Source organism: Streptomyces sp. NPDC047130 (assembly GCF_040643475.1).
In the GTDB taxonomy this organism is placed as follows: domain Bacteria; phylum Actinomycetota; class Actinomycetes; order Streptomycetales; family Streptomycetaceae; genus Streptomyces.
The window spans coordinates 238,438-265,318 of sequence record NZ_JBEYUK010000007.1 but is presented as its reverse complement, the minus strand read 5'-3'; the positions used below and the strand labels follow the sequence as shown (position 1 = coordinate 265,318).

Below are 26,881 nucleotides of genomic sequence, written 5' to 3'. Positions count from 1 at the left end.
GGCGGCTACGTCAACTTCATCGGCGAGAACGAGGGGACGGAGCGTGTCCGGGCGACGTACCGGAGAGGCGGTCGATGGACCGCCGGCGCCGACGTGCCTTCCGGGACGGTGTCGTCAGGCGAGGCCCTGCACCAGCTCCGCGACGCTCTTGCGGCGGCCGGTGTAGAAGGGGATCTCCTCGCGGACGTGCAGGCGGGCCCTGGAGGCGCGCAGGTGGCGCATCAGGTCCACGATGCGGTGCAGGTCGTTCGCCTCGAAGGCGAGCAGCCACTCGTAGTCGCCCAGCGCGAAGGAGGCGACCGTGTTGGCGCGGACGTCCGCGAAGCCGCGGGCCATCTGCCCGTGCTCGGCCAGCATCGCGCGGCGCTCCTCGTCCGGCAGCACGTACCACTCGTAGGAGCGGACGAACGGGTAGACGCAGACGTAGTCGCGGGCCTCCTCGTCGGCGAGGAAGGCGGGGATGTGGGAGCGGTTGAACTCGGCGGGGCGGTGCAGCGCCATGTTCGACCAGACCGGCTCGAGCGCGCGGCCCAGCCTGGTGCGGCGGAAGAGGTTGTACGCCTCCTGCAGCTGGTCGGCGGTCTCGGCGTGCCACCAGATCATCACGTCGGCGTCGGCGCGCAGACCCGACAGGTCGTAGGTGCCGCGGATCGTGACGTCCTTGGCGGCGAGCTGGTCGAACAGCTCCTGGACCTCGTCGGCGTAGCCGGCCCGGTCCTCGGGCAGCACGTCCTTCAGCTTGAAGACGGACCACAGGGTGTAGCGGATGACCTCGTTGAGGTCCTTCGCCTTCTTGCCGATGTTGGGGATCTTGGCGGGAGCTTCGTCACTCATGACCCTATTCTCACTCTCCGGTTCCGAGGCCGAGCACCGGGTCGGCGCCGAGGGCGTCGACGGCGGCGTAGGCGCTGGCGATGGTGGCGGGCACTCCGACACCGTCGTAGGCGGCGCCGCAAACGGCAAGGCCCGGGACGGCGGCGACGTGTTCCCGGATACGGGCGACCCGGGTGTGGTGGCCCACCGGGTACTGCGGCAGGCCGTCGTTCCAGCGGGTGACCGTGGTCGCGATCGGCTCGGCGGTCAGCCCGGTGGCCTCACGCAGATCATGCCGTGAGACCTCGACGAGTTCTTGGTCCGAACGGCCCAGGATCGCGGTGTCCCGGTACCTGCCGACCGAGGTCCGCACGACCAGCACGCCGGGGTCCTCGTCGGCGATCCAGCCCCACTTGCGGGAGGCGAAGGTGGACGCCTTGATGGTCCGTCCGTCGACGGGCGGGACCAGGAAGCCGCTGCCCTCGGGGAGCTGGGCGTCCGCCTCCGCCCGCCGGAAGGCGAGGGTGATCAGGGCCATCGAGGCGTACTCCACGCCGTCCAGCCCGGCGGCGGCGCCGGGCGCCGCCTCGCGCAGCACCGCGGCGGCGGCCGCGGCGGGGGCGGCGACCACCACGGCGTCGGCCCGCACCGGGCGGTCCCCGACGAGGGCGTGCCAGCCGTCGGCGTCCCGGCGCAGCGCGGTGACGGGCGCGTTCAGCAGGATCTCCCCGCCGCGCGAGCGGACCGAGTCGGCGACCGCGAGCGGGAGCCGGCCGACGCCGCCGGCGATGCCGGCGAAGACGGGGCCGGTGTTCGGGTTCGCCGCCGTCCTCTCCTGGAGGGCGCGCACACCTTCGGTGAGCGAGGTGCAGGCGCGGGCCACGTCGAACAGCTGGGGGACGGCGGCGCGCATCGAGATCCGGTAGGCATCGCCCGCGTAGACGCCGCCGAGCAGGGGCTCGACCAGGCGGTCCACCACCTCGCGGCCCAGCCGCTCGGCCACGTACTCCCCGACGGCGACGTCCTCGCCGACCTCGGTCCGGGGCAGCTCGGCGTCCCGGGCGACGCGGCGCAGGCCCTCGTCGGAGAGGACGCCCGCGAGCGCGTCGGCCGTGGCGGGCACGCCCATCACGTGGCCCTTGGGCATCGGCCGGAGCGCGCCGCGGGTCCACAGCGCGGCGGTGGCGGTGGCGGGCGGCTGGAGGTCGTCGGCGAGGCCGGCCTCACGGGCGAGTTCCACGGCCTCGGGGCGGCGGGCGAGCAGCGACTCGGCGCCGAGGTCGACCCGCACGCCGGCGATCTCGCCCGGCAGCAGCTTGCCGCCGACGCGGCCGGAGGCCTCGGCCACGGTCACGGTGGCGCCGCGCCGCAGCAGCCGGTGGGCGGCGGCCAGGCCGGCGACACCGGCTCCGACCACGAGGACGTGCGGGGGACGGCCGGAGCCGTGGTGGGTACCGGTTGGCATGCCCCCACTCTCTCAAACCGCCCGTATCCCCCGCCGTCCGCCCCCGCCTGCCGTTCGGTGACCGGAGCGTGACCGCATCGCGACCTGGGCCGCCGAACGCGGCCGGGGGGTCCCGCGTCGAAGAGGCACAGACGGATACGGACACCACGCCCACACACCTCGGGGGGAACCCACATGGCCCACATGGCCCACACGGCCCGCAGCACTCTGGCGGCGGTCCTCGTCGCCGCCTCGCTCGCCCTCGCCGGCTGCGGCGCGGACGGCGGGGACCTCAAGTCGGCCGCCGGTTCCGACGCCGCCTCCCAGCAGGAAGCGGCCGCGCCCGGCGCGGGGGGCGAGGCGGCGAAGAGCCAGGACGGCGGCGCGCGGAAGGGGGCCGACGCCCCGGCACTGGAGAGCACCCACATCATCCGCACGGCGCGCCTCTCGGTCCGGGTGGAGGACGTCGGCGACGCGGTGGCCGAGGCACGGGGGGTCGCCGAGGCGCTCGGCGGCTACGTCGGCAAGGAGGAGTCGCACTCCTTCGACCACGACGGCATGGACGAGACCGAACTCGTGCTGCGGGTGCCGTCGGAGAAGTACGACGAGGCGATGGAGGACCTCAAGGGCACCGGCGACGTCTACCACCAGTCCGCCGAGGCGGAGGACGTCACCGACGAGGTCGTCGACGTGGACAGCCGGGTGAAGTCGCAGCGGGCCGGCGTGCAGCGGCTGCGGGAGCTGATGGACGAGGCGGAGAGCCTCACCGACGTCGTCGCCCTCGAGAGCGAACTCTCCTCCCGTGAGGCGGAGCTGGACTCACTGCTGGCACGGCAGAAGTCACTGCGGGACCGCACCTCGCTGGCCACCGTCACGATGACCCTCACCGACGACGACTACTTCGAGGAAGGGGGGCGGGAGGAGCCCGACCCGGGGGTCATGGACGCCCTCGCGGCCGGCTGGAAGGCCTTCGTCTCCACCCTGCACTGGATCGTCATGGCCGTCGGCGCCGCCCTGCCGTTCGCCGTGGTGCTGGGCGCCGCCCTCTGGCTCTGGCTGCGCCTGCGCCGCCGCCGCACGACCCCGACCGCCGCCACGCCCGCCGCGACGGACACGACCGGCGCCGCCACCCGCGCGGACGCCTCCCCCGCCGACGACCCCACCGAGCGGCCCGACCGCCCCTGACCGCGCCCCGCCCCGCCCCGGCTGCTCCTCACGTCCCCTGGGCCCATGCGACCCATGGCCAGAGCGTGGGACAAACCAGCAGATGGCAACTCGGAAAGCCGACTTCGGACATGACACGGACGCGTGGGGGGCGCTGACGGATGCACTCACCGGATGCCAAAGATGCGCTCAGTTCCCCTTGCGGACGACACAGAAGGAATCGTGTCGTACATCACGTTTAGCGGAGGGAACTATTCCTCTCGAGATCTGTTCGCGAGAGCTGCACATCTAATACGTTCATCGCACACCGATCAGCCTCTGTATCCACACGTCGCACGCAACCTCGCGGGACACCCAGAGGCCTGATTAGTCATTTCGTTTGACTGCGGCCGCCCGGGGAGTGGGCGGCCGCCTGTGCTGGGGGTTTGGGTGGCTGCTCGACGTGCGCTCAGGGCGCCGTGGATCTCGACGGGATTGGCAGGCGCCTTGCTTGCCGGTTTGCTGTCGACGGTCTCGTTCATCTCTCCGCCGTCGGCGGGGGCGGCGGAGGACGGCACGCCGGTAGTGCCGTCGCAATCGCTGGGCTCGGTACCGGCTCAGGATGTGGAGGAAGTCGGCAAGCCGTTGCCGGCGCCCGAGTGGCCGTCGGCGGGTGAGGCGATCGTCGACCTGTCACAGGCCGCGGTGGGAGAGGCCGGCACGGTCACCCCGTCTCCTTCGCCCTCCTCCAGCGGTGACACGGCCACGGAGATCGCCGAGGTGGTCGAGGTCGCTCCCGCGCCGGTCACGGACGGTGCGGTCACTCCCCAGTTCGGTGCGGTCCAGCGCCTGGGAGAGAGCTCCGCGTCACCGGAGCCGAGCCCGTCGGGGTCGACCGAGCCGTCGGCGGCCCCGGAGGACAGCACGTCCACCGGCGCTCCTTCCCCGGGCCCGGAAGAGACGGCCGGCGAAGAGCCCGGTGACGCCGGGGTGCCGGTGTCACCGGAGCAGGTGGATGTGCGGGTCCTGGACCGCCAGGACGTGGAGCCCGCCGGCGGTATCGGCCTCGGCCTGCAGGTGACGCGCACCGACGGCGCCGACGTGCCCGGCCCGGTTCAGGTGGACATCGACTACTCCGGGTTCAAGTACGCCTTCGGCGGTGACTTCGCCGACCGGCTGCAGCTGGTCAGGATGCCGGCGTGCGCACTGACGACGCCCGAGCAGGAGGGCTGCGCGGAGCGGGAGGTGGTGCCGGCCGAGAACGACACCGCGTCGGGGACGCTGACCGCGACCGTGACGGCCGAGCCGGAGGCGGGCCTGACCGCGCAGGCGGTTTCGAGCACCAGCGGCTCGGTGTACACGCTGGCCACGGGCTCCTCGTCGGACAAGGGCGACTACCGTGCTTCGACGCTGTCGCCGACGGGCTCCTGGAGTGTGGCGACCGGTTCGGGCGCCTTCAACTACAGCCTGCCCGTTCAGCTGCCTCAGCCGCCGATGGGCAAGGCGCCTCCGCTGGCGTTCTCGTACAACTCGCAGTCGGTCGACGGCCGCACCTCCGCCTCGAACAACCAGGCCTCCTGGGTCGGGATGGGCTGGAACCTGGACGTCGGCTACATCGAGCGCCGCTACCGCAACTGCACCGACGACGGTCTGCCGACCATCGGCGACATGTGCTGGGACTCCCCCAACAGCACGAAGGAGCCCTCCGGCGCGGTCTACGTCATCAACCTCAACGGCGTCTCGTCCGAACTGATCCAGGACAACACCGGCACCGGCTCCTACCACGTCAAGGACGACCCGGGCTGGCGCGTGCAGCGGCTGTTCGGCGGCCACGGCGCCGGCCGCGACGGCGAGTACTGGGTGATCTCCTCCCAGGACGGACACCGCTACTACTTCGGCTGGGGCCGCTCCGAGCGCACCACCACCGCCACCGGCTCGGTCTTCACCATGCCCGTGGTCGGCAACGACCCGGGCGAGCCGTGCCACGCCCAGTTCCCCGAGCCCTGCACGCAGGCGTACCGGTGGAACCTCGACCGCGTCGTGGACGCCAACGAGGTCGAGTCGATCTACTTCTACGACAAGGAGTACAACCACTACCGGTCCGTCGCGAACGCGGACAAGGCCCGCAGCTACGTCTCCTCCGGGTACCTGAAGGAGATCCAGTACGGCTGGGCCTCCCAGATCGCCGACAGCAAGGTCCCGGCGAAGGTCGTGCTCACCCACGTCAACCGGTGCGTCGAGCGCATGAGCGAGGCCGATCCGCTGCGCAAGGCAGCGGCGACGTGCCCGACGTTCAAGGAGTCGCCGTCGTCGTACCCGGACGTGCCGATCGACCTGATGTGTGACGGCACGTCCGCGGACTACAACTGCGCGGGCAAGACGTACTACCCGACGTTCTTCTCCACCGACATGCTCTGGGACATCACCACCTACGTCCTGGACCAGACCGGCAGCGGCTGGGACACGGTGCAGCAGTTCCAGACCAAGCACGGCCTGCCCAATCCCGAGGGCACGATCGGCAAGACGCTGTGGTTCGACTACCTGCAGCGCAAGACGTACGGCGCCGGCACGGACCTGGTCCTGCCGGTGATCAACTTCAACGGTGTCGACCTGGACAACAAGGTCGGCTCCACCGAGCTGAACTTCCGCCGCCTCAGTGAGATCCACGGCGACACCGGCGCGACCACCACGGTCACCTACGGCTCCGCCAAGCCCTGCGACGCGTCCAGCCTTCCCTCGCAGGCCTCGAACACGACCGACTGCTACTGGCAGAAGTGGACCCCGGAGGGCGAGACCGAGGCCAGGACGGGGTGGTTCCGCAAGTACCTGGTCAAGAAGGTGGAGGTCGACCCGACGGTCACCACCAACCAGGACGGCGCTCCGGTGATGACCACCACCTACGACTACCAGGACAGTCCGGGGTGGCGGTTCACCAACGACCCGCTGACGCCGGACGCGGACGAGTCCTGGTCGGACTGGCGCGGCTACCAGGAGGTCGAGGTCACCACCGGCGCCGGTGTCAACAAGCGCTCCACGAAGCACTGGCTCTACCGCGGCCTCGACGGCGACCGCACCTCCAAGACCGACGCGTCAGCGACGAAGTCGGTGACCGTCAACGACGGCTACGGCGGCACCTACACCGACTCCGACTGGCTCTCCGGCCGGACCGTCTCCACCTCCACCCGCGACGACAAGGGCACCGGCCGCGAGAACACCGTCTTCTCGTACTGGACGCACAACACCGCCCAGTACGACGGCCTGCCCGACGCCCGCTTCGTCCGCCAGTCCAAGTCCGTCACCCGCACCCTGCTGTCCGACAACACCTGGCGCGAGCACGTCGTCGAGCAGGAGTACGACGACTCCGAGCCGGCGTCGACCACGTTCGGTCTGCCCATGCGCACCGACGACTGGGGCCGGAGCGACGTCTCCGACAACCAGTGCACCGCCTACGGCCGCGCCTACAACACCGACGCCTACGACTCCACCGGCGCCCAGCGCTGGACCGTCCTCGAGGACCAGGTCAAGCACTACCGGGTGGGCTGCTCGAGCATCACGGACGCCTACGTCGACGGCTACACCTCCACCCTCTACGACAACGCCCCGACGGTCGCCGACAACCACCCGGCCGACGGCAACGCCACCGAGATCCGCACCTACACGGCCTCCGGCAAGTACCGGACGAAGAACGCCGGCTACGACAAGGCCGGCCGCACGGTGTGGACCGAGGACGGCAAGCACAACCGCACCACCACCACCTACAGCCCGACCAACACCTGGCCGACCGACGGCGTCACGACCACCACACCCGACCCGGACGGAGCGGCCTCCCCTCGGGGCCCGCTGACGACGAAGGTCTGGACGTCCCGTTTCTGGGGGCTGCCCTACCAGACGCAGGACGCGAACGGGAACATCACGAAGGTCACCCTGGACGCCGCCGGAAGGATCACGGAGGTCTGGAAGCCGACCGAAACAGGCGCCTCACCCTCCATGAAGTTCGCCTACACCATCCCCACGTCGACCAACGGCTCCGGCGTCCCCGACGCCGTGGACGGCTACCCGCGCATCACCACCAGCGTGCTGCAGTCCGGCAGCACCTACCTCACCTCGCACTCCTACAACGACGCTCTCGGCAGGGCCCGCGAGACGCAGGTGCCGCTGCCGTCAGCGGACGGGAAGGCGTACCGGCAGGTGACGGCCACGCGCTACGACTCCGCGGGCAACGTCGCCGGCACCTCGGCCACCTTCCGCAACCAGGGCACGGCCGGCGTGGGCGGCCCGTCCAGCCCGCAGATCGCCGACCTGCCCTCCTACACCGACGTGGTCGCCGACTGGGCCGGCCGCACCACCCTCTCCCAGCTCGTCGCCCTCGGCGTCGCCCAGGCCAAGGGCAAGGTGACCACCACGTACGACGGCGAGAAGACAAGCGTGAAGCCCGCGGTCGGCGCGGCCACCGACAGCTACACGGACGTCTACGGCAACACGTCGAAGGTCGTCGAGCACTCGGAAACCTCCGCCTACACCACGACCTACGGCTACACCCGCAAGGGAGAACTCGCCGAGATCACCGACACCCGCGGCAACATCACCACCTACGGCTACGACTGGGCCGGAGGCCGCACCACGGTCGACGACCCGGACGCCGGCGTCTCCACGACCGTCTACGACGCCAACGGCAACATCCAGTCGACCACCGGCAACGCAGGCAGGACGACCGTCTCCTACGCCTACGACAACCTCAACCGCAAGACCGGCATCACCTCCGGCGGCAACGAACTCGCCACCTGGACGTGGGACCTGGCCGCAGACAACACCAGCGTCACCGGCGGCAAGAACCAGATCGTCCAGGCCACCAGCCGGGACGCCGACGGCACCACCTACACCACGAAGGCCAACGCCTTCGACGCCCGCGGCCGCGCCACCTCCACCACCGTGACGCTCCCGTCCAAGGTGACGGGCCTGGCCGGCAGCTACACCACCACCGTCGGCTACGACGCCGCCGACCACATCACCAAGATCGGCTACCCGGCCGCCGGTGGCATGACCGCCGAAACCGTCACCACCGAATACAACCCCTACGGACAGCCCACCCGCAGCACCTCCAGCAACGGCGCGGTCTACGTCAGCGACACCGCCTACGACGCCTACGCCCGCGTCACGGCCCGCACCTACGGAGCTCCGGGGGCCAAGGGGGTCAGCGCCGTCCGCGAGTACGGCTACCACGACAGCGACGCCACCCGCTGGCTGCAGAAGATCTCGACCAGGACCACCGTCGACACGCTCATCGCCGAGCAGCAGCTCGACACCTACAGCTACGACAACGACGGCCGGCTCACCGAACTGCGCGAACAGGCCGGCCAGACAGCCCAGTCGCAGTGCTTCACCTACGACGCCCAGGCACGTCTCGAGCGGGCGCTGACGACCACAGCCGCTTCCTGCGCCGGCGTCAGCACCTCCGACTTCAAGGGCGCCGCCCCCTACCAGACCGGCTACACCTACGACCGCCTCGGCAACCTCCAGTCCGTCACCGACACCGACGCGGCCGGACAGGTCTCCAGGCGCGACCATCTCTACCCCGGCTACGACGACGCCGGCACCTGGACCACCGCCAACGCCGACCAGCCCCACGGCATCCGCAAGACCAACCACATCGTCGGCGGCACCACCACCTCCAGCGACACCCTGACCTACAACCCCGACGGCACGATGCTCAAGCGCATCGAGCCCGGCACCGGCACCACCACCGCCAGGACCACCGACTACACCTGGACCCCCCTCGGCCGGCTCGCCACCGTCACGACCACCAAGTCCACCGGCAGCCAGCTCACCCGCTACACCTACGACGCCGACGGCAACCTCCTGGTCCGCACCACCCCCGCGACCACCGTCGCCTACCTCGGCGGCACGGAACTGACCACCACCGACGGCAAGACGGTCACCGCAACCCGCTACTACTCCAGCGGCACCGCCACCGTCGCCATGCGCACCACCAACTCCGGCACCGGCACCGGCGCCGGCACCGGCAAGGTCACCTACCTGGCCGCCGACAGCCAGGCGTCCACCCAACTCTCCATCGACGCCGACACCGGGACGACCGACCGCCGCCGCTACACCCCCTTCGGCGACGAACGCTCCGGCTCCCTGCCCGCAGGCACCGACCGCGGATTCCTCGGCAAGACCGAAGACACGTCCACCGGCCTCTCCCTCCTCGGCGCCCGCGCCTACGACCCCGCCCTCGGCCGCTTCCTCAGCCCCGACCCCCTCACCGCGCCGTACGAACCGCAGTACCTCTCCGCCTACACGTACAGCAACAACGACCCCGTCAACCAGAGCGACCCGTCCGGCCTGTTCCCCGTGACAGACTGCATGAAAGGATGCAGAAGCGGCAGCAATCTCTACCAGGACTGGATGTCGCCCAACGGTGACGGGACCTGGAACTACAACTCCCGGACAACGACGTACAACTCTGCCGGAGACATCACTGGCTTCTACTACACCGGCAAGCATTACGGCACCTGGGGAAGCAAAAACCGGCTCATAACGCCACCGCAGTTCTTTCCGTTCGTGGCAATTGTGCTGCCGGACTTCAACGCTCTGGCAAATATCATGTCCGGCGACGGCACTGCCGAAGACTGGGCATCCGTGGCCACTGATCTACCGTGGCTAAAAGGCGCGAAGCTGATCCCGGACTCCGTGAAGGAAAAGGGATTCAAGGCAGTCCAGGACTGGTTGAAGAAGTCCGGCTGCACCAAATGCTTCCTCGCCGGTACCGAAGTCTTGATGTCCGACGGCTCCACCAAGGACATTGAAGACGTACGGGTCGGAGACAAGGTCCTCGCAACCGACCCCACGACCGGGAGAACCGGACCTCGCGAAGTGACAGCCCTCATCATCACCGAGGACGACAAGCACTTCAACGAAATCTCGATCGCCACAGAGCACGGCATCGAGAAAATATCACCCACGCATGAGCACCCCTTCTGGTCACCGTCACAGAAGGAATGGGTGGAAGCGCGCAACCTCAAGCCAGGCATGTCACTCCTCACGGATGCCGGCGAGACGGTCATAGTCACAGACAATCGCCCCTTCAAGAAGCAAGCCCGCACGTACAACCTGACAGTGGCCGACCTGCACACGTACTATGTACTGGCGGGCGAGACACCGGTGCTGGTGCATAATTCCGGTGGCAAGAAGCCGGAAGTGCCGAACGCCGTCCTGCAGCGCATTGCAGAAATTATGGCTGGAGAAGCGGAGCCAAGACTGAACGGTGATCGTACGGGCCCTGACAGGTTTGAGGTGAGGACGGGCGGTAACAACCCGACGCCCGGCAAGCACGCGCGCAAATGGGGCCCTTCGTCTCCAGGCGCTGACGATGCAGCGCTCATCTACGACTTGGGCGACGGCGGGAATAGATATCGAATTCTCGTTAACAGGCACGGTGACATCGGCTGGGTGGATGACCATAACTATCGAAACATCAGGCTTTTGGAGCAGGGATGCTGATCGCGTGAGAGATTCCTCCCGGCGGTCCCGAATGTATTGATCGTCGCGTTTAGCGTGAGGTCGACCGCAGCATACCTGCCGACCTCACGCTGCGTCACGCCATCCATGTATCCATTATTTTGGAGGTTTAAATGGAACGGATTTCCGAAGATCAAATTGCACGACTCACCTCCTTTGTGCATGCAAGAATCCTAGAAGCTGACGCAACACAAGAAGAGACGGGTCGGATCGTGACCGCCCTACGTGTGGTTTTCACCAAACAGGTTGCAGCTGTTCGCTATTATCGGACTTCCCCCTCCGGCAGTGCTGCACTGTCTGAGCATGCAAATGCCTCATGGAATCTTCTCGTCTCCCTCGCGCGCATTTGGCAAGATCATTCAGAGTTTCCATTCGACGCCGCTCTGGAGACTTGGGACTTCGACGCTGATAACCCTCTTATGCCGGCAAAGTAAGCGGTCGCCCCGGCGCCCACCGGTCCGGTGGGCGCGGACGACGGTGAAGCCGGCGACGACGGTGTTGGCGGGCGTGATGATCCGGGTCTTTTCCAGTCGAATCTTTCGTCGCCCAGGCCGGCGATTCCGGGCACACGGTGAGCAGTCCCTTGTCGTGGTCGTACGACACGGCGGCGAGGTGTCCGGCGAGGTCGGGGGTGATGGTCGCCACCGCTCGCGCAGCGTGGCGTTGGCGGCGGGAGCTCCCGGGCCCGCTCGGTGACCAGCGCGCCGATCGCCGCTCCGAGGCCCATCGGTGCGCCCCCGTCCGGGCGTACTACCGTGGTCGGGCGCGGCTGCCAAATCTTCGGCGCGGGCCTGCGCGGCGGCCTTCCGTGCGCGGACCCGCTCCGGCTCCAGCTCTCGTGCCCACGCGCGGACGGTGACCTGCTGTGCAGCTGCCGGTCGACTTCCGCGCGGCGCTCTGCCTCAATGGCGTGCGGCATCGCCGCGTCGACGGCGGCCGCCACCGCGCTGCGCTGGGCCCGGCGGTCGACCTGCCGGTCCTCGTACCGCGGGCAGTCCCGGCCGGAGTCGAGGAGCACGCCCTCGTCGCACCGGGCGTCGCCGCACTGCTGGCGCTGGGGGAGACCCCGGGCGATCAGCCAGCCCACCGGATCCTGGATCGGGCGGCCGGTGTGCAGCTGCTCGCTCAGACAGAGGGCGAGCCGGCGGGCGGGGGCCTGCAGCGCGTCCGCAGGGCCAGCGAAGCCCGCCACCCGCTTGGGTTCGCTGCGGACGGCAGCTTCCACCAGGCGGCGGGCGGCCGGGTGCTCCAGCCGCGCCCACACCAGGTCGACCGGGGCCAGGACGGCCCGCAGCTCCTGAGGCGGCAGCGGCGCGCGCCCTCCCCCGCTGCTGCCTGCTCTCACCCTGACCGTCCACCACCCCCGCGCCGCACTGCCGCACCCGACCGGTCTCCCGCGCCTAGCACCAGCAGCGCCAGCCGGTCCGTCGCCGCACCCCGGCCGGTACGCGTACCGATGAACCCGGCCGGGGACACCCGGCCGTCGCGGTGCTTTCAGCCCGGCGCCGTCACGGCTCCACCAGCCGCTGCAATGCCGCGAACTTCTTCTTCGCGAGGTTCAGCGGTGCCCGACGACGCCCTGCGCCGCCCGGGTACGCCACAACCCCGCACCGGGGTCGCCGGACCGGGGTTGGGGCGTACCCGGGGGTGGCGAAGGGCGGCGCGGCGTTAGCGTTGCCCCATGAGCAGCAGCACCGCGAGGCGGGACCGGGAACGACTGGTGGTCATCGGCGGCGACGCGGCGGGTATGTCCGCCGCCTCGCAGGCACGCCGGATGAAGGACCCCGGCGAGCTGGAGATCGTCGCGTTCGAGCGGGGCCACTTCTCGTCCTACTCGGCGTGCGGCATCCCGTACTGGGTCGGCGGCGAGGTCACCGACCGCGAGGCGCTGATCGCGCGCTCCCCGGAGGAGCACCGCGCCCGCGACATCGACCTGCGGATGCGGACCGAGGTGACCGAGATCGACGTCGACGGTTCCCGGGTCCGCGCCCGTGAGCTGGACGGCGGCGAGGAGTACTGGACGTCGTACGACAAGCTGGTGATCGCCACCGGCGCCACTCCGCTCCGGCCGGCGCTCCCCGGCATCGACCTGCCCGGCGTGCACGGTGTGCAGACGCTGGACGACGGTCAGGCCCTGCTCGACACGCTGGCGGGCACCACCGGCCGTCGCGCGGTGGTGGTCGGCGCCGGCTACATCGGCGTCGAGATGGCGGAGGCGATGATCAACCGCGGCTTCGAGGTCACGGTGGTCAACCGGGGCAAGGAGCCGATGTCCACCCTCGACCCGGACATGGGCCGGATGGTGCACACCGCCATGGAGGGCCTCGGCATCACCATGGTGAACGACACCGACGTCACCGCCGTCCTGGTCGGCGCCGACGGACGGGCCCGCGGAGTGGTGGCCGGCGACCGCGAGTTCCCGGCGGACGTGGTGATCCTCGGCATCGGGGTCCGGCCGGAGACCGCCCTGGCCCGCGCGGCCGGTCTCCCGCTCGGCGCGAGCGGCGGCCTGCTCACCGACCTCGCCATGCGGGTCCGCGGCCACGAGGACATCTGGGCCGGCGGAGACTGCGTGGAGGTCCTCAACCTGGTCTCCGGCCAGCAGCAGCACGTCGCCCTCGGCACCCACGCCAACAAGCACGGGCAGGTGATCGGCTCCAACGTGGGCGGCGGCTACGCCACCTTCCCCGGTGTGGTCGGCACCGCCGTGAGCAAGGTCTGCGACCTGGAGATCGCCCGCACCGGCCTGCGCGAGAAGGACGCCCGCCGGGTCGGCATGCGGTTCCGCACCGTGACCGTCGAGTCGACCAGCCGGGCCGGCTACTACCCGGGCGCCTCCCCCATGACGGTGAAGATGATGGCCGAGGAGCGCACCGGGAGGCTGCTGGGGGTGCAGATCGTGGGCCGGGAGGGCGCCGCCAAACGGGTGGACGTGGCCGCGGTGGCGCTGACCGCCGGGATGACGGTGGAGCGGATGACCGCCCTGGACCTGGGGTACGCGCCGCCGTTCTCCCCCGTGTGGGACCCGGTGCTGGTGGCGGCCCGCAAGGCGGCCGCGGCGGTGCGCCCGCACGACGCCTGACCCCGCCCCCGCCCCTGCCCCTGCCCCTGCCGCCCGCCCGCCGCCGCCTTCCGTGTCTGAACCGCCGGGCGGCGGGCACACCTGATCACGTGGTGATCCCGGTACACGACATCAACCCGGCGCGGCGCGTCCCCTGGGTGCTGTACGCGCTGATCGCGGCCAACGTGGTCGTCTTCCTGCTCACGCCCGGCACCACCGGGTCGCTGACCGGGAACGTCCCGCTGGGCGAGCTGTGCCGGCTGGAGGCGTTCCTCGACCGGTTCGCCGTGGTGCCCCGGGAGCTGATCCTCGACCGGATGCCGCGCCTGGTCCCGACCGGCGAGACCGGGGTGGGGCCGGAGGGCGCGGGCTGCGTGGTGGCTCCGCCGGGCTACGCCAAGTCGCCCGAGCTGAGCGTGCTGTCGGCGATGTTCCTGCACGGCGGCTGGCTGCACCTGCTGGGCAACATGCTCTTCCTGTGGATCTTCGGCGACAACGTCGAGGACCGGATGGGCCACTGGCGGTTCGCGCTCTTCTACCTGGTCTGCGGCTACGCCGCCTCCTACGGCTTCGCGCTCACCGACCCGGACTCGGCGAGCCCGCTGATCGGCGCCTCCGGCGCGGTCGCCGGGGTCCTCGGCGCCTACCTGGTCCTGTATCCCCGGGCCCGGGTCTGGGCCCTCGTCCCGTTCCTGATCTTCCTGCCGCTGCGTCTGCCGGCCTGGCTGGTGCTGGGCCTCTGGTTCGCGCTGCAGGCCGCGTACTCGGCCGGTCAGGGCGTCTCCCAGGCGGGCACGGTGGCCTACGTCGCGCACGTCATCGGCTTCGCCCTCGGCATGCTCCTGGCCTGGCCACTCAAGGCGGGCACCGTCCCGCCGCCCGAGCCGCCGGGCCTGCTGTACGGCCGGCAGGCACGGCACGCCCGTCGCCCGTGGACCCGACCCTGACCTGCCGCTGCCGCTGGCCTGCCACTGCCCCTGACCTGTCGTCACCGCCCCGCCGCGACCCGGTCGGCCTCCGCCGCGGGGCGCTCCAGGCCGAGGTGGTCCCGCAGGGTGGGGCCCTCGTACGCGGCGCGGTACACGCCGCGCCGCTGGAGCAGCGGCACCACCAGGTCGACGAACTCGTCCAGCCCGTCCGGCGCGAGGAGCGGCGTCAGCACGAACCCGTCGGCGGCCCCCGCCCGCACGTACGCGTCGAGGGTGGCGGCGAGCGATGCGGGGGTGCCGGTCAGGCAGGGCCGCCGTGCCGTCCCCGGGCCGTGCGCGGCGCGCTTCGCGCGGGCCTCGTCCTCGGTCTCCCCGAGGACGAACGCGGCCACGGCCATGACCTTCAGCGCGCCGGGCGGGCGGCCGTACCGGGTGAGGCGTCGACCGAGGTCCGCGCGGAGGGCGCGGCCCGCCTCCTCGTCCGTGTGTCCGGTGAGGACGACGTCGGCGGTGCGGGCGGCGGCTTCGCGGGCGCCGTCGGACCCGGCGCCGCGGATGACGACCGGGTGGCCCTGGGGCGACGGCGGCAGCGCGGGCCGGGCCGTGAGGTCGAACCACGGCCCGCTGTGCCGCACGGTGCGGGGTGCGGAGCCGGGCGGCCAGGCGCGCCAGAGGGCGCGGGTGACCTCGACGCACTCGTCGGCGCGGTCCGGGTGCCCGTCGTCGGGCCCCGGTGCCTCCGTGAGAGCGGCCCGGCGCGCGGGGCCGCCCTCGTCCGGGGGTAACGGGCCCACGTGCCAGGCGGCGCGTCCCCCGGAGAGGTGATCCAGCGAGGCGAGGCAGCGGGCGAGTTCGCACGGCTCGCCGCCCGCCGCGTCGACGGTGGCGGCCAGGCCCAGGTGGCCGGTGACGGCGGCGAGGGCGTTCAGCACGGTCAGCGAGGCGCAGCCGCCCTCGGCGTCGGCCCGTGGGCGCAGGTCCTGGTCCAGGAGGAGGAAGTCGAACCGGCCGCGTTCCGCGGTGCGCGCCAGGTGCCGGACGGAGGCGAAGCCGCTCGGGCCACCGGTGTCGGGAGTGCCGGGGAGGTACGCGGCCAGGTGGACGCGCCGGGGTGGCGCGGCCCCCGCGGAGGCGGCACCGCGGCCGACACCGCGGCCGACACCGGGGCTGGGACCGGAACCGGGGCCGGGGCCGGGGCCGACACCGGAACCGGGGCCGGTCACCGTACAGCTCCCGTCGGGCGAAGGACCTGGGCGGGAGCCGGAGCCGCGGCGGTGGCCGGAGTCGGAGCCGCGGCGGTGGCCGGGGCCAGGGCCGGAGCGGTGGCCGGAGCAGGGGCCGGAGCAGGGGCCGGAGCGGTGGCCGTAGCAGGGGCCGGAGCGGTGGCCGGAGCCGGAGCCGGGGCAGCGGCAGTGGCCGGGGCGAGAGCCGCGGCAGCAGCGGTGGCCGGGGCCAGGGCCGCGGCGGGAGTCGGGGCGGAGGCCGCGGCGGGAGCCGGAGCCGGAGCCGCGGCGGGAGCCGGAGCAGGGGCCGGAGCGGTGGCCGCGGCCGGGGCCGGGGCGGGGCGGGGCAGGCGGAGGTGGTCGCGGAGGGTGCGCCCGGCGTAGCCGGTGTAGCCCGCGCGGAAGACCCCGCGGGCCCGCAACGCCGGCACCAGCCCGTGCACCACGGCGGGCAGGTCGGTGGCGGGCGAGGCCGGGACCAGGTGGAAGCCGTCCACCTCGCTCTCGGCGCGCAGGTCGTCGAGCCGGGCGGCCAGGGCGGTGGCGGCGCCGGTGAGCCGGTGGCCCGCGGGCGGCAGGGTGCCGGTGCCGCCGTTGAGCGCCACGGCCACCCGGAGCAGGATGCGCAGTTCCTCGGGGGCCCGGCCGGCTTCCCGCGCGCCGTGCTCGAGGCGCCGCCGCGCCGACCGGGCGGTGGCGGGCCGGTCGGCGTCCAGCAGCACGACGTCGGCCTGACGCGCGGACAGCTCCCAGCGCCCGGCGGGGTCGTCGTGGCGGAGCGCCACCACGGCGGGGGACGGCTCCCGCGGTGTGCGGGGCCCGTCCCCCTCGGCGCGGGCCTCGACCGGGCGGCCCGCCCGGCCCTCGCTGACGAGGTCGAGTCCGGCCAGGGCGGCGAGGGCGCGGGACGGCCCGGTGGCGGCCAGGGGCACCAGGCCCAGCCCGCGGGTCAGAGGGGCGACCCGCGCGAGGACGGCCACCGGGTCGAGGCCGCCGGGGTCGGACTTCCGTGGTGGCGGCGAGGCGTCCCCGAGGGTGACGAAGTCGAGCGCCCCCTCCTCGGCGAGGGCGGCCAGGGCCGTCCAGTGGGCGGCGGTGAGCGAGGCGGCGGTGGGGCCGCCGGTCCCGTCGAGTGCGACGGACAGGTGGAGTTCGCGGGGCATGGCCTCAGGTCCTCGAAGGCGTGACGGCATGGTGCGTCGGACGGGGCGGGGCTGCGGCGGCGGCGGTGCGAGTACGCGGTGAGCGCGCGGCGAGCACGCGGTGACCGCGCGGTGAGGGGAACGGCCCGTGGCGGGGTCACCGGCACCGGGTCACCGGGTCACCGGGTCACCGGGTCACCGGGAACGGGTGGGGGCCGGTCGGACGGCCCGCTGCCGCGTCAGGCGCAACACGCCGCGGACCACACCCGACCGAAGTCGATGTGGTCACGCGTGACCAGGCGCGGCTGGGCGTTCATGCGGTTCATTCAGCAGCAGCGGCAACGGTTCGTCAAGCCGGGGACCGGATGCCGGACACGCCCCGCCGCGGCCTCAACTCGGCTGGAAAACACGCCTGTTGGCGTCTCCGCCAGGCGTCAGGCCCACCATTCGCGACCCCGCGGACCTCGCCCTTCCGTCCCGTTCCGCGAGACAGCGGTGTCCACCATGCGACACGCCTCTTGGTGCGGTGGCCGGTTTCTGCCACGATCCCCTCAGTCAGGCGGCATCCGACGTCGAACGAGGGGGGACCATGCGCACCTGTGACCGCTCGGCCCTGTCGTTCGCCCTGCTGACCTCGCGCCGGCACGTCGATCTCGGCCGCACCTCGAGCGCCATCTGTCGCTCCGTCTGAGCCGTCCGGAGGACTCCCTCCGCGACGCCCCCACCGCCCCGTTCCGGGCGTCCGCACCACCCGTGCCCTGTTTCCCCGCTCCCTGAGCCACCACGGCCTCGTCCGCCGTCGTCGGCCCCGGCCGAGCGGGATGTCGGCGAACCCGCTCCCGGGCCCTCGCCCGGCGTTCCACGTCTTGTCGATCCACTCCTTCCCGAGAGGACACCTCCGTGTCTGCCCTCAGACCGCTCGGCGCCCTGCGCGCCCTCGCCGTCATCACCGCGCTCCCCCTCCTCCTCACCGCCTGCGGGTACGGCTCCGACTCCGCCGACGACGGCAAGAAGGAGCAGGTCGCCTCGGACGCGAAGAAGCTCTCCGTCGACGAGGTGCGGATCGGCTACTTCCCCAACCTCACGCACGCCACCGCCCTGGTGGGCGTCCAGGAGGGCCTGCTCCAGAAGGAGCTGGGTGGTACCGAGATCAAGACGTCGACCTTCAACGCCGGCCCGTCCGAGATCGAGGCGCTGAACGCCGGCTCCATCGACATCGGCTGGATCGGCCCGTCCCCCTCGATCAACGGCTACACCAAGTCCCAGGGCAAGAGCCTGCGGATCATCAGCGGTTCCGCCTCGGGCGGCGTGAAGCTGGTCGTCAACCCTGACCGGATCAAGAGCCTGAAGGACGTCAAGGGCAAGCGGATCGCGACACCGCAGCTCGGCAACACCCAGGACGTCGCCTTCCTCAACTGGGTGGCGGAGCAGGGCTGGAAGGTCGACGCGGAGAGCGGCAAGGGCGACGTGTCCGTGTTCCGCACCGACAACAAGATCACCCCGGACGCCTACAAGTCCGGCTCCATCGACGGCGCCTGGGTGCCCGAGCCGACCGCCTCCAAGCTGGTCGCCGAGGGCGCCGAGGTGCTGCTCGACGAGGCCGACCTGTGGCCGGACAAGAAGTTCGTCATCACCAACATCATCGTGTCGCAGAAGTTCCTGAAGGAGCACCCGGACGTGGTCGAGGCCGTCCTGCGCGGCTCGGTCAGGACGAACGAGTGGATCAACGCCAACCCCGACGAGGCGAAGGCCTCGGCCAACACGGCGCTCAAGGAACTGACCGGCAAGGACCTGCCGGCCGAGGTCCTCGATCCCGCCTGGGAGTCCATCGCCTTCCTCGACGACCCGCTGGCCGCCACGCTCGACGCCCAGGCGGAGCACGCGGTGAAGGCGGGGCTGCTCGAACAGCCGTCGCTGGAGGGCATCTACGACCTCACCGTGCTCAACAAGGTGCTCGAGGCCGAGGGCAAGGAGAGCGTCGAGGACGCCGGACTGGGCGCCCGGTAGGGGCAGCGGTCCGCGCCACGCGTGCGCCGGGCCGGGGACTCCCCGCCCCGATGCGGCGCCGACACGCCCCCGGCCCGGGACGTGTCGGCGCCGCGCCCTATCGTCGGCGCCATGAGTGCGCCGACCTCCGCCCCCTCGCCGCTGCCCCTGACCTCCTTCTCCACCTGGGCGCCCCTGTTGCGCGCCTGGGTGGAGGGGAGGGAGGCCGGGGCGGACCAGGTCCTGCACCTGGCCGGAGCCGTCGGCCGTGACCGGGTGCGCGCGTCCGGGGGGGTCGCGCCGCACGCACGCGACTCGGCCGCCTCGCTGGAGGCGGTGGAGCGGGTGCGTGCGGCGCTCACCGCCGCCGCGGCGGAGTCCGTCACCTTCTCCGCCCGGATCTCCCCCTCGGGCCGGACCCGGCTGCGCCTGCGCGGCCCCGGCGTCTCCCTGGAGGGCACGTCGGACCACGGGGCGCTGGTCCTGGTCGAGGACGCCGTGCCCGAACCGTGGCGCCGGCTGCCCGAGGTGTACCCGCAGGCGGGGCGCTCCGCCGGCGACCCGGGCGCGGTGGAACGGTGGCTGCTGGAGCGGCTGCCCGGGGCGGCCGACGCCCGCGACGAGGAGTTCGCCGCCGCCGAGGCACGCCTCGGCCGGCCGCTCCCCGCGGAACTCGAGGCCCTGTACCGGGTGGTGGGCACCCGGCAGGAGCACTGGGACACGGCGATGTACGAGGCGGTCCCCTGGGAACTGTTCCCCCTGGAGAAGGTGCACGTCGCCGACGCCTCGTCCCGGTCCGCGTGCTGGCCCGTCGCCGCCCTGCGGGCCGTCGTCACGGCGCCCGGCGCCGCCGTCCAGGGGCTCGTCGGTTCCCCCGGCTGGATCGTCTTCGGTGAGGACGGCTGCGGCGACCTCCTGGCCGTGGACCTGACTCCGGGCCCCGGCGGCCGGGCCGGGCAGATCGTGGCGCTGCCCCTCGACGAGCCCTCCGGAGCACACCTGGTCGCGGACTCCCTGCTGGACCTCCTGCGCGGCACCGAACCACGGGGCACCGAACCACGGGGCACCGAACCGCGCGGCGGCTCCGCCGCCGGGGACCGGGAGCGGGACCGGGTGGTGGCCCTCCTCGACGCCTGGAACCGGCGCGGTGTCGAGGACGTGGCGGGACCCGAGCTGGAGGTGCTGTGCGTGCGCCTTCCGGACGGGCCGCCGGCCGACCTGGCGCCGCTGGCCGGACTGCCGCGCCTGCGGACGCTCAGCGCCCTGCCCGGCACCCTCGCGGACCCCCGGCAGGTCGGCGCGCTCACCGGGCTGGAATACCTGGAGCTCGGCCCGGCGGAGTGGCGGACGCTCCTGGACGCCGGCGCCGTCCCGCGTGGTCTCGCCGCCGCCAGGATCATCACCCAGGGCCTCGACCTCCCCGGGCCGCCGGTCGGCCTCTCCAACGAGATCCTGGCCCTGTGGGGCCGCCCCCCGCTCGTCCGCGCCGTCGTCGACGGAGACCTGGGCCCCCTGCCGCGGCCGGGGAGCCGCCACGTCACCAGGCCCGACGCGTAGCCAGGGCACGCCGGGTCGGGCGCGCCCGACCCGGCGCGAGGACGTCCGGCGACCGGACGGGCCGTCAGCGGTCGAGGGTCACCGGCGCGCGGGGTGTCGGCGGGCCCTCGGGGCCGTACCCGAACCGGACCAGCAGCTGGGGCCGCTGGCCGTGCCCGATCAGGGCCGCGGCCGCCCCGCGGACGTCGGGCCACTCCATCCCCTGGTGGAGGAGCGAGGTCCGCACACCCAGGGCGGTGGCCACCAGCAGCACCCGCTGGAGCGCCCGGCCCACGACGACCCGGTCGCGCGGCTCGTCCCGCCGCGTGCAGACCACCGCGAGCTGCACATGGCGTTCGAAGCGGGCGGGCGGCGGGCGCAGCGCGGTGACCGGCCCGGTGAAGTCACGGGACGGGATGCGCCCCGCGAGGTCGGCGGGGCCGAGGGCGGTCACCGGAACGCCGTACGGGCCGCCGCCGGGCGGCCGGATCCAGGCGCGGGCCTCGGCCGCGCGGGCCGGGTCGGCGCGGTTGCGGGCCTCCGCGACCGCGGTGAGCCGCAGCAGCCGCCGGGTGACGGCGTGGGGCGGCACGAGGAGGCGGGCCCCGGCCAGCCGGGCGGCGGTCGCCATCCGGGCCACCACCGGTTCGGGCACCGGACGTCCGGTGTAGGGCAGCCGGCTGCTGCGGCGGCGGGCGACGGCGGCGTACAGGCCGAGGTCCGCCAGGGGGTCAGGGCCGGCCGGGTGCGGGCCGCGGGCGGCCGTGTCGACGACGGCGAGCAGGGTGTCGTCACGCGGATCGGGCAGCAGCCGCACGGCCGGCCGCAGGCCCAGGTGCACGGCGGCCACCATCAGGTTCTCCAGGGCGGCCCCCACGGAGATCTGCCGGGCCCGGTGGTCGGGGTCGGTGTGCGGCAGCGCGCGGCGTCCGTCCAGGCGGACCTCCAGCAGCCCGGTGAGGGGGTGCAGGCGGAAGCGCCAGGGCTGCGTGTTGTGCACGGAGGGCGCGGCGGCGGCCGCCGTGAGCATGATGTCGAGCGCCGCGGAGTCGAGTTCCGGAGCGGGGACGAGCCGCATGCCTTCCTCCTCGGGGTCGGGTGCGGTGCGGGCGGTGCCGTGACCGGCCGCCAGGACCATCACCCCGCGGGACGGGGCGAGTTCGACGGCGAGGACGCGTCCCTCTCCGGGTTCCGGCAAAGCGGCCCGGGTAATCCCCCCGGCTGCCGGAAGCGGGCCCGCCCGCCGGCGGGCCGCACGGGCGGGACCACGGCCGAGGTGTCCGCGCACGCCGCACCTCCTGTTCGATCACGGGTCAGCATGCGCCCGCCCCGCACCGGGCGCCTGTGCCGTTCGGGCCGGGGCCGGGGGCCGAACGGCCCGGACCGGTCCCCCGGCTGCCCCGGAGGGTTTGTCGCGCCGCGTCCGGTCACCGAGGGTCGTTCCATGAGGCGACGAACGACAGGGACCGCCACCCCGGAGCCGGGGCCGCTCCACCGCGCCTGGCGCCGCCTCGCCGCGTACCACCTGGTCCGTCAGGCCCGCGACCTGGAACTGATGCACCGCGCCCTCGGCTTCGCCACCCTCGCCCTGGTCACCCTCGCTCCGCTGCTGATCGTGATCGCCGCCGCCGATCCCTTCGGCCGCGGCGGGTTCGCCTCCTGGCTCGCCGACGGCATGGGGCTCCCGGACCGCTCCGCCGAGGTCCTCACCGACATCTTCAGCCCGCCGCCCCGGGTCGTCGGCTCCACCAGCGTGCTCGGCGGCATCACCCTCGCCCTGTTCGGTGTCGCCCTCGGCGGCAGCGTGCAGAACGGCTACGAGCGGATCTGGGGCCTGCCCGCCGGCCGCTGGCACCGCGTCTGGCGGCAGGCGGTGTGGATGGTCGCGCTGACCGCGTTCCTCTACCAGGAGGTGCTCACCCGCGAACTCCCCGGCGGGGTGCGGATCGCCCTCAGCTCGGCGCTCGGCCTCCTGTTCTTCTGGTGGGGCCAGCACTTCCTGCTCGGCGGCCAGGTCACCTGGCGCCGCCTGCTCCCCGGCGCCCTGGCCACCATCGCCGGCCTGGTCGGCCTGCGCGCCTTCTCCTACTACGTCTTCACGCCGCTGATCGTGACCAACGCGATCAGTTACGGCGCGGTCGGCATCGTCCTGGTGGTCGAGTCCTGGCTGATCGGCGTGGGCTTCGTGGTCCACGGCGGGGCACTGTTCGGCAACTGGCTGGTCCACCACCACGGCCCCGGCCGGGAGCGGCACCGGCGGCCCGAGCGGCGGGTGCGATGATCATCCTGTCAGCGACCACCGCCGAGGAGCACTCCCCCATGCGACGCCTGCCCGCCGTCACCGGCCTCGACCCGGACCTCCCGCTGCTCGTGCGGACCGCCCCCGGTGACGTGCCGGGGTGGGACGCGGTGTCGGCCGCGTTCCGCGCGCACGCCGACGCGGGCGCGCACGTCCTGGACGACCCGGTCTGGGCGGACGCCACCGTGGCGGAGGTCGTGGCGGCCCTCCGCGCGGACGAGGAGCGCGTGGTCGTCCTCCTCGCGGACGAGGTCACCCTGCGGGACCCGTCGCACCCGCTGCTCGCCGCCACCCTGGTGACCCGCGAGGACTGCGAGGACGACGAGGAGTACGCCGCGCACGTCGAGTTCGGCGCCGCCTTCCGGGTCACCCCGGCGGCCGCCCACGACGTCCACGCCAACCTCGTCATCGCCAACCTCGGCTTCGAGGAGTTCGCCGCGTGGGCCGCCGACGCGGCGGACGGGGTCCTCCGCGGGGCCCCCTGACCGGTGGCGGGGTCAGTGCCGGTCCGCCGCCGTCGTGAGGACGCCGACGAATCCGGTCCACGCCCCGCGCGTGAACGCGATCTGCGGGCCGCCGCGGTCCTTTGAGTCCCGGACCCGCACGACGGCGGCGTCCACCGCGACCTCGACGCATTCGCCGCCGTCCCCGCCGCTGTACGTGCTCTTGAACCAGTGGAGCCCGTCGGGTTCGTGGCTGATCATCGCTCTCCCAGCAGCTTCGCGATCAAGGCCGAGGACTCGGCCGGATTGAGTGCCTGTCCCCGGATGCTTCCGTAGCGCAGGGCCAGCATACGGACCTGGTCGGGGTCTGTGATCAGCCGATTGACGCTCTGGAACTCGCCGTACCCGACCTGGGGCTTCCCCTTGGGCGTCAGCAGGATGAACGGCCCTTCCATACCGGCGTGCCCCTGGCACTCCAGGGGCAGCACCTGGATCTCGACGTTGCGCAGCTCCGCGAGTTTCAGCAGATGGCGCAACTGCTCCTGCTGCACCTCCCGGCCACCGATCCGCCGGTGCAGCACGGACTCCTCGATGACGGCCGTCACCATCGGCGGGGGCCAGCAGGTCAGGATCTCCTGTCGGTCGAGCCGTGCCGCCACCCGCTGCTCGATGGTCTCCTCGTCCAGGCAGGGACGCCGCGCGGTGAAGATCGTCCGGGCGTAGCTCTGGGCCTGCAGAAGGCCCGGCATGGTGAGCGTGCTGTAGAAACAGATCTCCACCGCCTCCGCCTCCAGGCGCGCGTAGTCCCGGAACCACTCCGGATGCCGCACGCGCCGCCGCGCCTTCGCCCGGTCCACGTCCTCCGCCGCCGCGGCGAGCAGCCCACCGCACTCCAGCACCCGGTCCACCGCCGCCAGCAGTTCCGGCTGCGGTGTCCGCCGGGCCCGCTCGACCGACGAGATGGTCTCCTCGCCGTAGCCGACGCGCTCGCCCAGTTCCTTCTGGCTCAGCCCGGCCCGCTCCCGGGCGACCCGGATCTGCCGGCCGAGGGCCCGGAACAGGTCCGCGACCTCGTCCGTGCCGTCCGCCTCTTCGCCCATTCCCGTACCGCCTCCCCTGATCCACGTGGCGGCCGGACGCCGGTACGGCGCCCCGGACGCACCCGTACAGTCACTCTCCGTACCGCCCACAGCGCTCCCAACGGTAGGCGGATTCCCTCACCCTCGGTGATGTGAATCAGCAATCCGTCACCGCCCCAGGTGATCCGAACCTCGACGACACCCCCCGGTTCCGCCGGCTGTTCCCCACCACCGCGCGGGGGGCGCACGGCGTCCGGCACGCCGCCGAACGGTGGCTCGCCGCACGGCCGGGGCGGCACGGCTGCCCGGACGTCGCGTTCCTCCTCGTCGCCGAGCTCACCGCGAACGCGGCCCGGCACGGCCGGGTGCCCGGCAGGAGCGCGCGCCTCGCGCTCACCCTCACGCCCGGGACGCTGCGGATCGAGGTCACCGACGCCCGCGGTGACCGTCTCCCGGTCCCCGCCCCGGCGGACGCCGGGGACGAGTCGGGACGCGGCCTGCTCCTCGTCGCCTCGCTCGCCGACGCCTGGGGCTGGGAGCCGTACCCGCCGGGCGGGAAGACGGTGTGGGCGCGGTGCCCCTGGTAGCCCGGCGCCCGGCGGCCGCACAGTGGCGCGATCCGGGCGGGGCGCCGCGCCCCGCGGTGGGAAGAACACCGGCATGGCACCCACTTCACGCGCCCTGCGGCTCACGGCGACGCTGCTCACCGGGACCGTCGCCCTCTACATGACCCTGGTCGCCGTCGGGAACATCACCGACTTCGGCACCAACCAGGCCTTCGTCCGCCATGTGCTGGCCATGGACACCACCTTCGAGGACCCGGACCTGATGTGGCGGGCGATCACCAGCGAACGCCTCCAGGACGCGGCGTACGTCCTGATCATCGTCTGGGAGAGCGTCGCCGCGCTGGTCCTGCTGTTCGGCACCTGGCTCTGGTTCCGCCGGGACCGGCCCCGGGCCCTGCGGATCAGCACGTACGGGCTGCTGATGGTGATGCTGCTGTTCGGCGCCGGCTTCATCGGCATCGGCGGTGAGTGGTTCGCCATGTGGCAGTCCGACCAGTGGAACGGGCTGGACGCCGCGACGCGGGTCTTCACCCTCAGCGGCGTCGTCCTGCTCGTCTGCCACCTGCCGTTCGGGGCGCCGGCGGACGAGTGACCGCCGGGGGCGCCGGCACGGGCCGGCGCCCCCGGGAACCTGGCCGACAATCGACGGATGACCGGAAAGCAGCCGTGATGAGGCGTGCGCGGCATGTGTCCGAGGTGTTTCAGAGTGTGATGTTCACGCCAACTTTTCCGGTCCCGGACGGCGCCCCGGCCGCCCTCCGGTGCGTTCTGTGAAGGCGTCGTCACATCGAGCGGCCTGGACCTACCCAAACGGAGGCCGTCCTTCGAGGCGCCGGCGCCGGATCATCCCGCCATGACCACTTCCGCACCCTCGTCGGGCGCCGCCGCTTCCGCGGGGCAGACGGAGCGCGTCCGGCGTCCCTAGCCTCCCGGTCATGCGATCACGGAACCTGAGACGAATCGGCCTCACCGGCATCCTGGGCCTCGCCCTGGCGCTCGTGGGTCTCGCCCCCGCCGCCCACGCCGCGTTGCCCGCGTCGGCCACGCTGGCCTTCGCCACCGACACGGCCACCACGACGCCCGGCGGCACGGTGCAGCTGTCGATGACGCTCACCAACAACAAGACCTACGACCTCTGGTTCATGTACCAGACGATCGACCCGACGTGGCTCACCACCCAGCGCCCGGACCTCAAGTACAGCTTCACCGGCTGCAGTCTGGCCACGCCGAACGGCAGCGTGCCGTGTTCCGGCACCGGGCCGGCCGACCTCGGCGGCAACTACGGGGCCACCGTCCCGCCCGGCCAGAGCCGGACGGTGACGCTCACGCTGCAGATCGCCCCCGACTCCGGGTGCAACGGCAACATCGGCTTCTACTCGTACTACTACGCCGAGTTCAGCGACACCACGAACGTCAGCGGCGGCCCGGTGTACACGCCGGAGACCCGGGTGCTCTGCGCCTGACGCCCCCTGTCCGAATCCCGCCGGTCGCCCTGGGCGGCCGGCGGGCCCGCGGGCCTGCGGGGACGCGGACAACAGCGATTTCCCGTCAGCTTCCACAACAAGCCCACAATCACCGTACAAAGACATCATGATCTGACATGACCAAAGCGGCGACGGCGGCATCTGTGGGGGAAGCCGGCGTCGCGCACCAGGGGGACGCGGGCTCCGGGGCTCCACGGCGAGCCGTCGCGGGCCGC

The 26,881-nt window shown here is 72.5% G+C and carries 19 protein-coding genes; 12 read left to right on the top strand and 7 right to left on the bottom strand.

Translation table 11 applies throughout. The features are described from left to right. Positions 1-114: 114 nt before the first annotated feature. Together hemQ and hemG are read right to left on the bottom strand one after the other, a co-directional pair. Complete coding sequence (gene hemQ, locus ABZ836_RS12925; protein WP_361141746.1) at positions 115-834, bottom strand: hydrogen peroxide-dependent heme synthase; 720 nt, start codon at positions 832-834, stop codon at positions 115-117. A 10-nt stretch (positions 835-844) separates the two neighbouring features. Continuing rightward, entirely contained in the window at positions 845-2,278 is a 1,434-nt protein-coding gene (gene hemG / locus ABZ836_RS12920) for a protoporphyrinogen oxidase (protein WP_361141744.1), read from the bottom strand. Between the two features lie 174 nt (positions 2,279-2,452). On the opposite strand from hemG, the gene ABZ836_RS12915 reads away from it, so the two are divergent. The 4 genes from ABZ836_RS12915 (at position 2,453) to ABZ836_RS12900 (ending at position 14,926) form a co-directional block, all read left to right on the top strand. Then, complete coding sequence (locus tag ABZ836_RS12915) at positions 2,453-3,442, top strand: DUF4349 domain-containing protein (protein ID WP_361141742.1); 990 nt, start codon at positions 2,453-2,455, stop codon at positions 3,440-3,442. 603 nt (positions 3,443-4,045) lie between these two features. Further along, entirely contained in the window at positions 4,046-10,900 is a 6,855-nt protein-coding gene (locus ABZ836_RS12910) for a polymorphic toxin-type HINT domain-containing protein (RefSeq protein ID WP_361141740.1), read from the top strand. Between the two features lie 1,699 nt (positions 10,901-12,599). Further along, positions 12,600-14,000, top strand: a complete 1,401-nt coding sequence (locus ABZ836_RS12905; RefSeq protein WP_361141738.1) for an FAD-dependent oxidoreductase — start codon at positions 12,600-12,602, stop codon at positions 13,998-14,000. Between the two features lie 89 nt (positions 14,001-14,089). Beyond that, positions 14,090-14,926, top strand: a complete 837-nt coding sequence (locus ABZ836_RS12900; protein WP_356129278.1) for a rhomboid family intramembrane serine protease — start codon at positions 14,090-14,092, stop codon at positions 14,924-14,926. A gap of 41 nt (positions 14,927-14,967) precedes the next feature. Here ABZ836_RS12900 and ABZ836_RS12895 read toward each other — a convergent pair whose 3' ends face one another. Together ABZ836_RS12895 and ABZ836_RS12890 are read right to left on the bottom strand one after the other, a co-directional pair. Beyond that, positions 14,968-16,131 (bottom strand): LLM class flavin-dependent oxidoreductase, encoded by a 1,164-nt coding sequence (locus ABZ836_RS12895; protein WP_361141736.1) that lies wholly within the window; start codon positions 16,129-16,131, stop codon positions 14,968-14,970. Next, entirely contained in the window at positions 16,128-17,294 is a 1,167-nt protein-coding gene (locus tag ABZ836_RS12890) for a hypothetical protein (protein ID WP_361141734.1), read from the bottom strand. Before ABZ836_RS12890 ends, ABZ836_RS12895 begins: the two co-directional genes overlap by 4 nt. Before the next feature lie 568 nt (positions 17,295-17,862). Here ABZ836_RS12890 and ABZ836_RS12885 point away from each other — a divergent pair. The 3 genes from ABZ836_RS12885 to ABZ836_RS12875 all read left to right on the top strand — a co-directional run bounded on the left by ABZ836_RS12885 (position 17,863) and on the right by ABZ836_RS12875 (position 20,816). Next, entirely contained in the window at positions 17,863-17,964 is a 102-nt protein-coding gene (locus tag ABZ836_RS12885) for a putative leader peptide (RefSeq protein WP_356129284.1), read from the top strand. Between the two features lie 209 nt (positions 17,965-18,173). Beyond that, positions 18,174-19,280, top strand: a complete 1,107-nt coding sequence (locus tag ABZ836_RS12880) for an aliphatic sulfonate ABC transporter substrate-binding protein (RefSeq protein ID WP_361141732.1) — start codon at positions 18,174-18,176, stop codon at positions 19,278-19,280. Positions 19,281-19,391: 111 nt separating this feature from the next. Further along, positions 19,392-20,816, top strand: coding sequence for an SMI1/KNR4 family protein (locus ABZ836_RS12875; RefSeq protein ID WP_361141730.1), 1,425 nt, complete (start codon positions 19,392-19,394; stop codon positions 20,814-20,816). 64 nt (positions 20,817-20,880) lie between these two features. On the opposite strand, the gene ABZ836_RS12870 is transcribed toward ABZ836_RS12875, so the two are convergent. After that, positions 20,881-21,873, bottom strand: a complete 993-nt coding sequence (locus ABZ836_RS12870) for a nitroreductase family protein (RefSeq protein ID WP_361141758.1) — start codon at positions 21,871-21,873, stop codon at positions 20,881-20,883. Positions 21,874-22,239: 366 nt separating this feature from the next. Here ABZ836_RS12870 and ABZ836_RS12865 point away from each other — a divergent pair, with 366 nt between their 5' ends. Together ABZ836_RS12865 and ABZ836_RS12860 are read left to right on the top strand one after the other, a co-directional pair. Beyond that, entirely contained in the window at positions 22,240-23,076 is an 837-nt protein-coding gene (locus ABZ836_RS12865; RefSeq protein WP_356129290.1) for a ribonuclease BN, read from the top strand. A gap of 38 nt (positions 23,077-23,114) precedes the next feature. After that, the gene (locus ABZ836_RS12860; RefSeq protein WP_361141728.1) at positions 23,115-23,579 is read left to right on the top strand and encodes a hypothetical protein; all 465 of its coding nucleotides are present in this window, start codon (positions 23,115-23,117) and stop codon (positions 23,577-23,579) included. A 12-nt stretch (positions 23,580-23,591) separates the two neighbouring features. Here the strand turns inward: ABZ836_RS12860 and ABZ836_RS12855 are convergent, their stop codons facing one another. Both ABZ836_RS12855 and ABZ836_RS12850 read right to left on the bottom strand, forming a co-directional pair. Beyond that, positions 23,592-23,798, bottom strand: a complete 207-nt coding sequence (locus tag ABZ836_RS12855) for a DUF397 domain-containing protein (RefSeq protein ID WP_361141726.1) — start codon at positions 23,796-23,798, stop codon at positions 23,592-23,594. Continuing rightward, positions 23,795-24,637 (bottom strand): helix-turn-helix transcriptional regulator, encoded by an 843-nt coding sequence (locus ABZ836_RS12850; protein WP_361141724.1) that lies wholly within the window; start codon positions 24,635-24,637, stop codon positions 23,795-23,797. Before ABZ836_RS12850 ends, ABZ836_RS12855 begins: the two co-directional genes overlap by 4 nt. Before the next feature lie 131 nt (positions 24,638-24,768). On the opposite strand from ABZ836_RS12850, the gene ABZ836_RS12845 reads away from it, so the two are divergent. The 3 genes from ABZ836_RS12845 (at position 24,769) to ABZ836_RS12835 (ending at position 26,645) form a co-directional block, all read left to right on the top strand. Then, positions 24,769-25,203: an ATP-binding protein gene (locus ABZ836_RS12845; RefSeq protein ID WP_356129298.1), complete on the top strand. Its 435-nt coding sequence runs from the start codon at positions 24,769-24,771 to the stop codon at positions 25,201-25,203. A gap of 73 nt (positions 25,204-25,276) precedes the next feature. Continuing rightward, a complete protein-coding gene (locus ABZ836_RS12840) occupies positions 25,277-25,774 on the top strand; it encodes a DUF2165 domain-containing protein (protein ID WP_356129300.1) in 498 nt (165 codons plus the stop codon). 343 nt (positions 25,775-26,117) lie between these two features. Then, positions 26,118-26,645, top strand: a complete 528-nt coding sequence (locus ABZ836_RS12835) for a hypothetical protein (protein ID WP_361141721.1) — start codon at positions 26,118-26,120, stop codon at positions 26,643-26,645. Positions 26,646-26,881: the final 236 nt, after the last annotated feature.